Origin of the sequence: Paenibacillus sp. ACRRY, from assembly GCF_022346995.1 — a bacterium.
Taxonomy (GTDB): Bacteria; Bacillota; Bacilli; order Paenibacillales; family Paenibacillaceae; genus Paenibacillus.
Genome location: NZ_JAKRNM010000001.1, coordinates 1,973,873 through 1,988,284 on the forward strand (window position 1 = coordinate 1,973,873; position 14,412 = coordinate 1,988,284).

General features: G+C 47.6%; 10 protein-coding genes. All 10 read right to left on the reverse strand.

Features of this window, described 5'->3' with window-relative positions; all coding sequences use genetic code 11:
* Nucleotides 1–143: 143 nt before the first annotated feature.
* Nucleotides 144–2,216 carry a beta-galactosidase gene (locus MH144_RS08480; protein ID WP_275439967.1) on the reverse strand — a complete coding sequence of 691 codons (2,073 nt, stop codon included), beginning with the start codon at nt 2,214–2,216 and terminating at the stop codon, nt 144–146.
* 36 nt (nt 2,217–2,252) lie between these two features.
* Nucleotides 2,253–3,365: a glycoside hydrolase family 53 protein gene (locus MH144_RS08485; RefSeq protein WP_239299055.1), complete on the reverse strand. Its 1,113-nt coding sequence runs from the start codon at nt 3,363–3,365 to the stop codon at nt 2,253–2,255.
* Between the two features lie 38 nt (nt 3,366–3,403).
* Nucleotides 3,404–4,282 carry a carbohydrate ABC transporter permease gene (locus MH144_RS08490; protein WP_095287918.1) on the reverse strand — a complete coding sequence of 293 codons (879 nt, stop codon included), beginning with the start codon at nt 4,280–4,282 and terminating at the stop codon, nt 3,404–3,406.
* Nucleotides 4,283–4,312: 30 nt separating this feature from the next.
* On the reverse strand, nt 4,313–5,203 hold the full coding sequence (locus tag MH144_RS08495) for an ABC transporter permease (RefSeq protein WP_239299057.1): 891 nt from the start codon (nt 5,201–5,203) through the stop codon (nt 4,313–4,315).
* A gap of 211 nt (nt 5,204–5,414) precedes the next feature.
* Nucleotides 5,415–7,097, reverse strand: a complete 1,683-nt coding sequence (locus tag MH144_RS08500; protein ID WP_239299059.1) for an extracellular solute-binding protein — start codon at nt 7,095–7,097, stop codon at nt 5,415–5,417.
* 128 nt (nt 7,098–7,225) lie between these two features.
* Nucleotides 7,226–8,848 (reverse strand): response regulator, encoded by a 1,623-nt coding sequence (locus MH144_RS08505; RefSeq protein WP_239299060.1) that lies wholly within the window; start codon nt 8,846–8,848, stop codon nt 7,226–7,228.
* A 66-nt stretch (nt 8,849–8,914) separates the two neighbouring features.
* A complete protein-coding gene (locus MH144_RS08510) occupies nt 8,915–10,681 on the reverse strand; it encodes a sensor histidine kinase (protein ID WP_239299061.1) in 1,767 nt (588 codons plus the stop codon).
* 310 nt (nt 10,682–10,991) lie between these two features.
* Nucleotides 10,992–11,690: a hypothetical protein gene (locus tag MH144_RS08515; RefSeq protein ID WP_239299062.1), complete on the reverse strand. Its 699-nt coding sequence runs from the start codon at nt 11,688–11,690 to the stop codon at nt 10,992–10,994.
* 130 nt (nt 11,691–11,820) lie between these two features.
* Nucleotides 11,821–13,344: an ABC transporter substrate-binding protein gene (locus tag MH144_RS08520; protein ID WP_239299063.1), complete on the reverse strand. Its 1,524-nt coding sequence runs from the start codon at nt 13,342–13,344 to the stop codon at nt 11,821–11,823.
* A gap of 150 nt (nt 13,345–13,494) precedes the next feature.
* Nucleotides 13,495–14,403, reverse strand: coding sequence for a carbohydrate ABC transporter permease (locus tag MH144_RS08525; RefSeq protein ID WP_239299064.1), 909 nt, complete (start codon nt 14,401–14,403; stop codon nt 13,495–13,497).
* Nucleotides 14,404–14,412 lie beyond the last annotated feature (9 nt).

Genomic DNA, 14,412 nt, shown 5'->3' on the forward strand with positions numbered 1-14,412 from the left:
TGCACGTTACCTGTTTCTCTTCGCTGTACATGCACTCTTTTCCTTTATCTTGTCCAGAAAAAGTGATAACTGCTACGTGGCTTCAAACAAAAAAAGACCGCCCTTACGTCTGATCTGACGTGTAGGACAGCCTTCATATTTATCTATTTACGTTCAGCTGATCTTCTCAAGACACGGATGTCATACGGCTGCAGAACCAAATGAGCATGAACTGCATCACCATGAAGCAGGTCCGTATAAGACTGCTTGTCCAGCTCCAGCTGCTTGCTTTCCGGTGTATAGTTCTGTACAAATACATAATCCGATGTACCATCGGTCCGCAGATGCGCAGTGACTCCTGCTGGAAGTTTGGTATCAAGTGCACGTTCAATTCCCAGATCTGCAATGAGCTTGCCATAGAAATCATCATAGAACGGTGCAGTGAAACGTGTTGCTATATAATACGCTTTACCCGATCCCAATCGGTTAACGGTTAACGCAGGTCGTCCGGCATAAAAGTCTGAACGATAGGTTGCCAGCGTTTCCGCCCCTTCCAGATGGATGAGATCACATAATTCGATTGCATCGTATTCGGCCTGCAAACCGAGTTCGTTTCCACTCACAGGAATAGCCCCATTCTGATCCCGGTCATGCAACCCGTCGATCTCTTCGGACCAGATCCCAAGCGTTTTGCGAAGCGGACCGGGGAAACCTCCCAGGAAGCATAGGTCATTTTCGTTAACGATCCCTGACCAATAGGTTCCGACGAATGTACCGCCGTTTTCGACAAATCGCTCAATCCGTTCGCCTACACCTTCCCGCACAAGGTAGAGCATCGGTGCGATTAGCAATTTGTACTTGGATAGATCGGCTTCCATGTCGATTACGTCTAGAGGTACTCCTTTTTTCCAAAACGCATCATAATGCCACTCTACCGTCTGCTCATACTTCACGCCAATATTACGTGGTCCTTGGGAATCCTTCACTGCCCAGCGGTTCTCCCAGTCAAAGACGATGGCCACCTCTGCCGGAACGGATGTGCCTACAACAGCTTCCATTCCTTCGAGAGCCGTTCCTACGTCCGTCACATCCTTAAACACACGTGTGTGTTCATGTCCAACATGATCCACGACAGCGCCATGCAGTTTCTCGCTGGAGCCTCTGCTCTTTCTCCATTGGAAGTACTGCACACTATCCGAACCATGAGCTACCGCTTGAAGAGAAGACAGCAGATGCATGCCTGGGCGTTTCAGCTTGCTGGTCTCCTGCCAGTTCGTTGAACTTGGCGTGCTCTCCATCAGCAGGAACGGCTGTCCACCTTTGATCGAACGAACAATGTCATGCATCATTGCTATTCTGGAGGCCTGTTTATCTTCCTCGTCCGCATCATGCCATGTCGGGTAGCTGTCCCAGGACAGGAAGTCCAGAATATCGGCAAACTTCCAGTAGTTCAACCCTTCATAAAATTCCATCAGGTTAGTGGTGACGGGCAGATCCGGATTACTTGCTTTGAGCGGCTTGGTTTCATGCACGATGAAGTCTGCTGTCTGATCCGTAACGAACCGGCGCCAGTCCAGATTCATTGCATGCACCTGTGTCTCACCATGCGGCGAAGGAGATTCTACCTGACTCCAGTCTGTAACCGTATGGCTCCAGAACGTAGTCCACCAGGAATGATTCAATTCATCAAGCGTGCCGTATTTATTTTTCACCCAGCCGCGAAAAGCCTCCTGACAATAATCACAATGGCAATCACCGCCAAATTCATTGGAAATATGCCAGCCGATGATCGCAGGATGATTCGAATAACGTTCGGCGAGTTTCGTATTGATTGCCGTTACCTTTTCCCGGTATACAGGAGATGTATAACAATGATTATGACGGAAACCGTGCAGGTTGCGAACCCGATTGGCTCCTACACGCAATACCTCCGGGTACTTGGCTGACATCCAGGCAGGTCTTGCACCGCTTGGTGTCGCGAGAAAGGCGTAGATACCATTTGCTGCAAACGTATCCAAAATACGATCCAGCCATTCGAATGTATATACCCCCTCCTCCGGTTCAAGGGATACCCACGAGAAAATGCCAATGGACATCACGTTGCACTTGGCAAGCTTCATCAGGCGGATATCTTCTTCCAGCACCTCAGGATATTTGAGCCATTGCTCCGGGTTATAATCTGCACCATGCAGCATATGCGGCACCTTTGTACTTACAGGTGGAAATTTATAAGTCATATTTCGAGTCTCCTTGTCCTTATGTTTAATAGTTCTCTATCTGATCAATGCCGAGCCCTTCGGCGTATCCGTTTCGGATTCTCCCGAAATTGCCTCAGCCTTCAAAGCTGTAAACGATTCCAATTTGCAGCCTTTAAAATCAAACATCGTCAAATTGCCCCAGTTGTTCGGATGTCCAACAGACCATTCCGGCTTACTCGGGATCCATGCAGGTTCCCAATAGTAAAAACCTTGACCCAATCCTCCCGAAACCTCCCGAATTATCTGGAGTAAGTCCTGCAGGTAGCGCGCTTGGCCTTCCACACTTGCCGGATAACCTGGCAGCAGCAGATCTTCCTGATTCAGGATCCACTCGTGATCTTCAGGTTGTTCCAGTGTCCAGGGATAAGCGGTTTCAACCACGTTAATGGGCTTGCCGTATCTGGCGGCGAGGTCATGCAAATTGTCACGCAGCGCGTCCAATGTTCCATGCCACCAAGGATAATACGAGAGTCCAATTGTATCGAATTCCACGCCAAGTTCTTCGAAACGGTCGTAAAACTTCCGGCTTTCCACGTTATCCCCGCCACGATCAATATGAATCATGATGTTGATATTGGAATCTACGGATTTAACAGCAGCAATACCGTACTTCACCAGTCCTGCAAAACGTTCCCACTGTTCATCGGTGTCGTGCTCTTCACCGCTTACCCGTCCTTCATCCCACAGCATGCCAGGGGTAATTTCATTCCCAACCTGCACCATGTCAGGCAGCGCGTCATGCTCTTTTAACGTGCGAAGCACATCTGCTGTATACGTGCACACCGCCCGCTGAAGCTCTTCATAAGACAGATTCTCCCACGCTTTGGGCTTCCACTGGTTGGCCGGGTCAGCCCAGCGATCCGAGTAATGGAAGTCGAGCAGAAATTGCAGCCCTTGTTCTTTGATCCGTTTGGCAATCGCTACGGTTCGCTCCAGATTGCAGAATCCTCCCACAGGATCGTTCCAAATTCGCAGACGAATCGCATTAGAACCGTTCACCTTCAGGATGGACAGCAGGTCCTGTTCCTTGCCGTCCGTGTCGCTGTAGCTCCCTCCATGCTGCTCAATTTCATCCATAAAAGACACATCCATCCCAAGAATGAATGGCTTTTTCTCCAAGTTGCTCACTTGTTCAACCTCCATCGGATTAGATTTAGCGACCAGGCTCAGCCTTTAACTGAACCCAGTGTCATGCCTTTGACAAAGAAACGCTGCAGGAACGGGTAAACAATCAGAATTGGGGCACTCCCGATAAAGATCTGTGCAGCTCTTACCGTAGTTTGCGAGAGAGCCTCCATTTCTTTCGGATTCATGCTCATACTGCTCATATCCCGTCCAATAATGACCGTTTGCATAAATGTAGCCAGTGGATAATCCTTGGCGTTATTCATGTATAACAGACCGTCAAACCAGGAATTCCAGTGGAACACCATGCTAAACAAGGCAATGGTAGCAATGGACGGCATTGATATGGGCAGGAAGATCGTGAACAGTGTTCTGAAATGGTTGGCTCCATCCATCAGTGCCGCTTCTTCCAGCTCTTTTGGAATACCGCGGAAGAAGTTCAACATGAGAATGACCAGGAAGGTGTTGACTGCTCCCGGGAGTACCAGCACCCAGAAGGAATCCATCAGGCCGATCTTCTGAATAACCATATAGAACGGAACCAGTCCCCCATTAAAGATCATACTAAAAACGAAAATCCATGAATATATCGTTCTTCCCTTAAATTCACTATTTTCTTTGGATAACGGGTATGCCGCCAAAAAGGTAATCAGCAGGGTAATCGCTGTACCAATGACGGTACGAAGCAGTGAGATCCAAAGTGAGTTCAGGAAGATGGGGTTATTCATCGTTTTTTTGTAGGCCTCAAGCGAGAAGCCGACTGGCCAGAGATTGACCAGATTCGCATCGGCGGCTGCCTTCGAGCTGAAGGACACCGCCAGAACATGGATCATCGGTACGATACACATGATGGCTACCAGAATCAGAAAGCAGGTGTTAATTATATTGAACACGCGATAAGGCATTGATTTGTGATACATCGTGGTCCCTTCTTTCTTTTGTTCATTCGATTAGAATATGCGGTATCCGGCGTACTTTTTGGCTAAGCTGTAGGATACAAGGATCAATATCATGCTGATCACCGACTTGAACAATCCAATTGCCGTAGCGAAGCCCATCTCGCCATTTTGCATGGCTGAACGATATACGAATGTATCAATGATGTCACCTGTTTGATAGACGAGCGGATTGTACAAGTTGAAAATCTGGTCAAATCCGGCATTAAGTACATTTCCGAGTGCCAGTGTCCCAACGACCATCAGCATCGGCACAAGTGAAGGCACCGTGATGTGCAGCGTTTGTTTCCATCTTCCAGCTCCATCGATTTCTGCTGCTTCGTAGAGCGCGGGATTAATCCCGGCAAGAGCAGCCAGAAACACGATCATGTTATAGCCAAATTCCTTCCACACATCCGTCAGAATGACCGTCGTACGGAACCAGCTGTTATCACCAAGGAAAAAGTATGGCCCGAGTCCGAAACTTCCCAAAACCCGGTTAACCAAGCCACCTGTTGACAGCAGATCGATCAAAATCCCGCCCAGGATAACCCAGGACAAGAAGTGAGGCAGATACACCAGTGTCTGAATGGTTCGTTGTATAGCCATCTTGCGAATCTCATTTAGCAAAATGGCGAAAACAAAGGGTACAAATAAATTAAATATCAGTTTAAGTACAGCAATGATCAATGTATTCCATATCACCTGTAGGCTGTCTTGACGTTCAAACAAGAATCGGAAGTTATCCAGCCCAACCCATTCCGAGCCGCTAATGCCAAGCCAAGGCTTAAAGTTTTGAAATGCCATGACAATGCCGCCCATAGGAATATAACTGAATATGATCAGAAAGATGATGGCTGGCAGCAGCATTACGTGAAATGGCCAAGTTCGTTTCAAAGTTCTCATGATTGCTCCCCCTGTAATTCTTCCTACTCAAGGCTTCCTGAGTGGCTTATACTGCGATTATATCAACCGTTTACGTGGGTCAAACAGCACATAAAAGCAATATAAATGGCACAAAAGCAACCACTTTGGACTAGCACCCCTATCAAGCAAAATGGATAGTCACAACGACAAAAAAGCGCACAGACTTCTACTGTCTGTGCGCCGAAAATCATTATTTTTTTACGCTATCATACCACTCGTTGACCTCTTGTGTGATCTGGTCACCACCGCCTGATTTCCACGTTTGAACAAAGGTATCAAACGCATCTATAGGATTTTTGCCATAAATGATTTCATTAAATGCCTGATTCTCGATTTTGTTCAGATAGTCGAGCTTGGACTTCATCGTTGTCGTCGTCGGACCTGTGAACATGTTCTTGAATGAGATCTCTTCCTGACCAAGCAGTACTTTCGCTGCAGCTGGCGTTTCCTTACCGTAGTTGACGGCAACATCCTTCTCCAGCTTCGTTTCAGGCTCTTTGCCGTCTGCCAGGTTCAACAGTGCTTTCATCTGTGCATCCGGAATACGGGCACCATCACGCACAAGCAGATAACGGACAACGTTCACATATCCGCCTTCGATTTCATCAATCGGCATTTGTTTACCGTCAGCATCCAATTGATAGTCATACTTTTCAAACAGACCGTTATCATACGGGCTTCCTGGTGCAGGATCCGCATAGTTGTCGAACAGGTAGTTTTCATAAGTAAAGAAGGCTTCAGGATGCTCCATGTCTTTCTTAATCAGGATAACACCATTTACAAACTGTGTACCATGACGCATGGCTTTACCTTCAGGTCCTACTGGAATTTCGATCGGCTTCCAAACGGCACTCGGCACATTTTTCACTGTATCCAGCAGCGGCCATCCGCTCATCCAGTAAGGGCCTGGAATAATACCCGCTGTACCCGCTACAGCAGGCTCTGCCGTTTTATTCTCATCCCACAAAGCTGCTTCCTGTGGAATATATCCCTTTTGCAGCCACTCGCTCAGTTTGGTCAAACCTTGTTTCATGCCAGGGTTGATGGAGCCATACTCCAGCTTACCATCTGCACCCAGATTCCATTGGAACGGCAGCGTACCGTAAGCACCGAAAATCCAGGATGGATCACCCATCCAAGTATTCATGGACGTTTTGAAACCGATACTCAGTGGAGTGACCTTGTCTGGAGCCAAACCATCCGGGTTTTTGTTTTTGAACGCTTCCATTACGGTTTCCAGTTCGTCAATCGTTTTTGGCGCTTTCATATTCAGCTTGTCCAGCCAGTCCTGACGGATCCAGAGCAGGTAGTCATTGTTGTAGGCATAGTCGAGTACCGGTATACCCATTCTTTTGCCATCACGGCTGTACTGGTTCCATACGTTCGGATCCTGCTCCATTGCTTTCTTCCAAGTATCGGATGCGTATTTATCGAAAAGTCGACCAACTTCCTGATACATGCCGGAGTCAATTAAATCCTGAGCGAGCAGGTTGTCGCCCACCGTTACCACGTCAGGCATCTCCTGACCGGAAGACATCGCCAGGCGAAGCTTCGTTGCAAACGCACCATTGGTGTCCGTAACGGACCACAGGGATTTGATATTGATACCGAACTTCTCTTTGGCCCACTTGGTTGCCACGTTGTTTTCCATCGATTCACCATTTTTGAACTTCAGCTCCGGGTCAATCCCCCATGCTGTCGTAATGGTTACTTCAGGATCATATTTTTCTTTGTATTCGTTTTCAATGGCAGACGAGCTGGAGCTCGCACTCTCACCGCCACTGCCTCCACCGCATGCAGTAAGAATGACAGCCAAACACGTTGTCGTAGCCAGGAGCGGCAGCCATCTCTTTTTTGTAGATTTCGCTCTCATTGTTGTTCCCCCTCAATCAATCGTTTTGGTTACCCTTTCATTATAGGCCTGCCAGGCCTTTCAGCCTATGTCACGAAAACAAGATTTCTGCACCTTTGACAACCTATATATTGGAATGGAGGATGAAATTATGCCTGGTCACGGAATTCATTCGGCGTCATGCCGTAATGCTTTTTGAACATTTTGCTGAAATATTGTGGATTTTGATATCCAAGTTCACTCGTAATTTCGTAAATCTTCTTATTGCTGTTCTTCAGCAGATACAGTGCGCGCTCCATCCGCATACGAATCATGTAGTCCCCGAGTCCTTCACCCGTTTCGGCTTTGTAAATCTTCGACAGATAAACGGGATGCAGGTATACCTTGTCGGCAATCATCTTCACGGACAGATCCTGCCCCGTATCTCTGGTAACCATCTCCTGAACCTGCTTGATAACATGCCTGCGGCTCTGGGTTCCCGCCTGATCGGACAACTCTTCCTGAAGCTTCGCAAGCATTTCCGTAGCCCAGCGTCGCAACCGTTCGGGAGATTGGATCAACTGATGTGCCAGCAGCAGGTCAAAGCCTGCATGATCGATCTCGTGCACCAGATGACCCTGCTTGTGCGCGATATACATGAACGCATTGGTCACAGACAAATACATCTCATATACGTGCTCTCTGGACAAACACACCCGATCTGCCGCGTCAAATACAGCATTAAGCTTGCTTGCTGCAGCTTCCCACTGCTTCGTTTCGAGTAACTGGGGCAAAACGGGAGGTTTATAGAGTTCTTCCAGCGCTTGTGCTGCATCGTTATCCATCCGCTGGGACCTATCCTTATCCATGAAAATGATCTTGTTCTCTTCTGGTCCGGAAAGGACAAGTGATCCCAGACTTCGGCGGTAAGCCGCGGTCATTTCTCTAAAAGGAAACGGAGGTGTGACTACCATGGACAGATCGCCCTGCAAATACCGAATGACATGCTCCCGGAAGGTACCTACCGGTCCGGTCAAAGCTTCCTGACTCATTGTTGCTCCGTCCACCCGAACTTGATGCTGTAGAAACATGACCAGACATTCATGCGGCCCTCGTCCAAACCAGACTCTGAACTGGTCCCCGAGAACTTCCTCTGCAATGTTGCCAACCGCAAAGTCCATCAGGTCCAGTGATTGCTGATCCATGGAAGAGAATCGACCTGTAAGACGAATGAGGAGCATAACCACAGGTTGTTCGGGTTCAAGTCCAATCTCATATTGCTGCAGCTGTTCGCGTAGCGCACGCGTTGTAATTTCACGGCCAAGCAGCAGATCATGCATCAGATTTTCACGCAAAATTTTATAATCCGACTTCCGGCTGTACAGGAGCCGGTGATATTTGTCAAACTCATCCCACTCCCCACGGAGGGACGTGATCGCAGCAGAGACGGAAGCCATAAATTCTTCATCATTGACGGGTTTCAGAATATAATCGGATGCCTGCAGCTGGATTGCCTTTTTGGCATAATCAAAATCACTATGCCCCGTCAGCAGAATACAACGGATATGAGACCATCTGCTGCTCACCTCTTCAATCAGGTCCAATCCGGTCATACCCGGCATACGAATATCGGTAACGACGATATCTACCGCATTTTCCTCCATGATCTCCAGCGCTTCTTTGCCGGACGCTGCACGAAGTACCGTCGTTACTCCCAGCTCTCCCCACGGGATGGTCATTTCAAGACTTTCCGTTACATACGTTTCGTCATCCACCAGCAGTATATCGATCAACGTTCGTCACTCCCTGTCTGCTACATTCGCAATATATTTTCACTCTCGAAAAGCGGTCAATGGCTGTCATTCACTCTGTATCGACACTTCTTCCTCGTCTATTTCATCTTCCGCTGGCCATGACAAGGCGACACAGAGCCCCCCCAGTGGGGATTCGGTTATGTTAATGCCTGCCTGTTCTCCATACCGCAGCTGCAATCGTTGATTGACATTCCACAGACCACAGCCCATATCCTGATCCATTGTGCCTCTGAGCTTGTCCAGCAGCTTATCCCGCTTCTCACTGGTCATGCCCTGTCCATCATCTTCGACCCTTAGAATCATGACACCATTCTGTTTTTCTCCGGATACCCTGATCTCTCCAGCATCTGCATCGGCTTCAATGCCGTGAATTACCGCATTCTCAACCAAAGGCTGCACGATAAGGGGCGGAACCTCCTGTCTCATCATGCTGTCTGGCAGATCAATGCGATAACGAATCCGATCCATGCGCATCTGCTGGATTTCGAGATAACAGTTCACAAATTCGATTTCCTCTTTCAGCGGCACAACGTCACGTTCCTGTCTGGTTGTATAGCGATAGTATCTGGATAAATTATGTGACATGGCTACCACGGCATCTACACGTTTCAATTTCGCCATACTTGTGATAAAAGAGAAACAGTTATAGAAAAAGTGCGGGTTAATCTGGGATTGCAATTGTTTCAGCCGGGCCTCGCGTACGTGGATCTGTTCCAGATACACATGCTGAAACAGCTGCTGAATCTGTTCCACCATGGAGTTGAAGCGCTCGGACAAAAAGCTGAATTCATTCCGGCCCTTCGGCTGAATTCGTACCGAATAATCTTCCTGCTTCAATCGCTGGAATCCGCGAATAAGCTGCTTCACAGGTACCTGTACCTGAACGTACAACAGATAGGCGGCCAGGAAGCTCATGCCGAGCAAACAAATCATCGAAGAATAGAAAAGCACATTCGATTGATGAATGGGTTTCAATATATCGGATAGAGGCATATAATCCACCAGATACCAGCCTGTCGTGCTGGACTTAACCGTGTTGACCATGTAAGGTTCGTTGTCGATGACCACAGTACGGTTATCCACATCCTGAAGTTTATGAATGGCCAATTGATTCATCAGCCGATTGGTCAGCCCACGATCCGAGGTTCGGTTATAGATAACTCCGGATTCCTCACGATAATAAAAGGGATCATGTCTCCCATCGTCCTTGAACTTGTCCAGCATATCCCGTATGTTATCGCTATCAAATTCCAGCTTGATAATGGTCTCCGCATTCACGGCGGGGTCCTTAATTCCATAAGGAGAAGCGGTAATCCAGCTGAACATGAATTTCTCGTCTTCCCCATCCTCAATCTTGCGGACATCCCAGCCCGAAACAATACTTTCCCTGAGTGCCTGCTTGTCATAAAAACGGGCATCCCGTTCGGAGACTACCCTGCCCATGGAAGGGGAATATAAATATAATTTCGTTGTCCAGTTCGACGAACTTTCCTGAATACTCAGCTTGTTCTGGATCCGCTTGACCAGATTGATTGCATCGAGGTCAAAATACCGGCTATCGGTATAAATCCGGCGGAAGCTCGCAATATCCGGATCATGGATGAGAAGATTAGGCCAGGACGATAACAGCTCAATGTGCGTATTCACCTGATTTTGAAAAAACTCAAGCTGGTTGCTATTGGAACGATTCAATTCATCCCTGAGTACGGCCGTCGTTTTGTGATTCGAGTACCAGTAGAGCAATACAACGGGAATTAGCATAATCAGAATCAAGATCACCATTTTGGAAAACAGATTGGTCCGGTATGACATTATTCATCTCACCTTGTCTAAAATTGTCGTGACATTAATTGTAATGATGTAAGCGGTAAAAACAATCACTTTTTTTGTCCATGCAGTTCTCCGCCTTCGCCCATTCACCAGAGTTAATCAAACCGGCTCATTTATAGCGTAAGCGTTACCATATTGAGGATAAAGGTCACAAAACCAATATTTCTGCACTAAATGCAACTTCCACATCACAAAAAAGCCAGCCTATTGGCCAGCTCTTCGCGGATAACATCGCTATTGCATGCTTCTTGAAATCTGTTTCTATATGTATGTATTCATTCATTAGTGAGACTTATGGTATGGCATAATCAAATACAATGTTCTGACCTTCTACCTCCACATCCAGTACAATATCCCTAAGCTTGCCCCTGACCTGAAGCGGTGACTGTGCAGAACCTGAGAATGCAAGTTTGCCGGTGAACGTGCCATGAGGCATGATTTCAAGATGGATCGGCTGGAGTTCAACGGACTTTAAAGCTTCGTATAAAGGATCATCCTGCTGCCTATAACTTCTCGCCAAGTCGGGCAAAATCACGGCTGCGACGGGCTGCCTGCTATAATTTTTGAGTGTGAGATCACAGCTTACTCTTGTATTTCCATCCAGAGCCACTTCGAACATGCAGGAGCTATCATTCTGAAGATAAGATACGCCATGGATGCCAGTGGAACCCCATTTGGCGACATACATCACCTTATCCGTTATGTAGGAATAACTTAAAATAATGACCACGACGATCAGCCAGAGCTGCCTTGCGAGCCGAGGATACGAAGACTTTATTTCTTTGCGGGTTAGATAAAAACTACATCCTAATAAACCTAGTCCTATAAATAGCGTAATATGTACACCGCTCATGTACGCTGTGGTATAGGGGGATAACCCCATTTTGGATAACATCCGATCTCCCACCGAGTAACCCAGGTGGTGATTAAACGTAAAAATGATGGCAAAAAGCAGCAAAATCGCAGAGAACGCTAATTTCGTCCTCGACACAGGAACACCCCCTATTTAGCCACCTGATTATATCATAAATTTCCTAATTATGGTGTACAATCCATATCAAAAAAATAAATCAAGGCATCTTCGACTATTGCCGAAAACACCTTGATTATAAGAAGTACTGCTATTTGGCTAGGAATGCGTCGAGCTGTTCCTGTTTGGCAGCAATGATTTTATCGATACCTGCGGCCTTCAGCTTCTCCAGATACTTGGTAATCATTTCGTTTGGATCCACTGCTCCGGATGTCATGCCTGGTTTGAACTGTTTGTTTACGTTATTAACCGCTGCAATTTCGTTTTTGACGGACTGGCTGTTGAAGGTAAAACCAAGTGCAGGCGACTTGACTCCCTTGGCATTAAACTCCTTGAACTTCTCCCACTTCTGAGGATCTTCATTATCCCAGAGGAAGTTCAGGAACTGGTTGCCAAGCTGCCACTGAGCACCAGGATTATAGGTGCGGCTGTTCGCATCCACGCCTTCAGGCAGCGTGATAATATTGTCCTGACCGTCCTTTTTCACATAATGCTTGCCTTCGATTCCGAAGTTCAACAGATTATTGATTTCCTTATCCGAGTGGAGCAGGTTGATGACCTGCATCGCTTTTTCCGGCTGCTCGGAAGAACGTGAGATGGCCAGCATGGCACCGGAAGCATCCCCGGTTGTGATCGTCGGCTCTGTCATTTCAATCTGCGTCAGCGGGTATCCGACGTACCCTTCTTCTTCCTTGTCCTTCCCCGGTTTCATGCCATCCGTCCACATAAACGCTTTACCAGCCTTCGCCTGGTCTTTCGGGAAGACGTTGGAAGTTGCCGCATCGCTGTTGATGTACCCCGCTTGGTACCATTTGCGTGCCAGTGCAGCGGCCTCCTTGAATTCAGGTGTCTCCACTTCGTTCAGCACGGTCGTTGTGCCAGCTGTCTTGGAGATGACTCCAGGTACGGATGCATCACCGAGATAGTCCCAATCCAGATTCTCCAGCAATCCGTTACCATTGGTGTTCGACATATAGAATGGAGTAATGGCTGGTTCGTTTTCCTTGATTGTTTTCAGCAGAGGCTCCAGATCGGTCCACGTTTTTACCGTGGTCAGGTCAAGTTTGTATTTATCCGCGAGATCCTGACGCACCAGAACACCACGAGTAGCTGCCAATTCCTTGTTTGTCGGAACGCCGTAGTTCACACCATCAACCTGTGAACCTTCCAGGAAAGCAGGGTCCAGATTTTTTTTGATATCCTGCCCATATTGATCAAGCAGGTCATTCAGGGGCAGGAACGCACCTTTGGCCACGTTGACAGTATAGTTCTGCCAAGCCGCCGTGAAAATAATGTCCGACTTTTCTCCGGAAGAGATCATCAGATTGAGCTTGTTATCCCACTGTCCCCAGTCGATTGCGTTAATCTTGAGAGTAGCTCCGATCTTGGGCTCCATTTTTTTGTTAATTTCGGCTTCCACCAGTGCCACGTCTTTCTGTGGTGTCCCCGGATAGTACAGCGTTACTTCATACGGCTTGGCTGCGCTTTCCCCTGAACCTCCGTTTTCTGCCCCTTGTGTTGTTCCGCCTTGGTCTGATGAACATCCGGCAAGCACCAAGCTGAATGCCATAACAGCTGCCGTAAGTCGCGGCCATACCTTCATTGATTTGATCAACTGAACCCCTCCCATTAATGTTGAACTTTGAGCACACGATTTCCCCAATTCGCATGTAACCCGGATCTAACTCAGAACCTTCACTGCATTGTATATATGCCCTTTCACTCTATCTTGGGATCATCCACTACCCCGCTGACCGGGACGGAGTTATCCCTTCACAGCACCCACCGTCAGACCTTTAATAAAGTACCTTTGGAAGAACGGATAGGCCAGCACAATCGGACCGATGCCCACGACAGCCATCGCCATTTGCAGCGTCTTGTTAGGAAGATTCAACAATCCGCCCTGTGATGAAATCTGTGAAGAAACATTGGAGTTGGATGTTAGATATTGAATATCGAGCAGTGTTCGGTACATGAGGTACTGAAGACTGATCGTCCGGTTATCAGAGATAAAAATCATACTGAGATACCAATCATTCCAGTAGTTCAGCGTACTAAACAGCGCCACGGTAGCCATAACCGGTAAGGAGAGCGGCAGCACGATACGTGTAAACGTTCGGAGCTCACCCGCTCCATCAATCCGAGCCGATTCAAGAATGGATACCGGAATGGAATTGGCGAAGAATGTCCGCATCACCAGAACGAAGAACGGTGATAACAATAACGGCAATATCAAGGCCAGAATGGAATTTTTCAGATCCAGGACATTGACATATACGAGATACCAGGGAACGAGCCCCCCGTTGAACAACATTGTGAAGAAAATAAAGAAGGCAAACCATCCGCGATAGGGCAAATCCCTTCTGGAAAGCGGGTAGGCATATAGTGCTGTCAACGCCACGCTGGTGATGGTACCTACCACCGTCACGATGATGGAAATGCCGTAGGAATGGATAATCTGATCCATATCCTTGAACAAAAACTCATAGGCGGTCAGGCTAAACTTCTCGGGTATCAGCTTGTATCCGTTTGCAATGACGGTTGTCTCGTCCGAGAAGGAAATAGCGAAGACAAGCAAAATCGGAACGATGCAGGCTATGGCATAGAAGATGAACATCGCGTGTATAATGGACGCGGAACGCCGCGATACAGCAAGTGGGTTACGTGATTTCACAGCAGACTT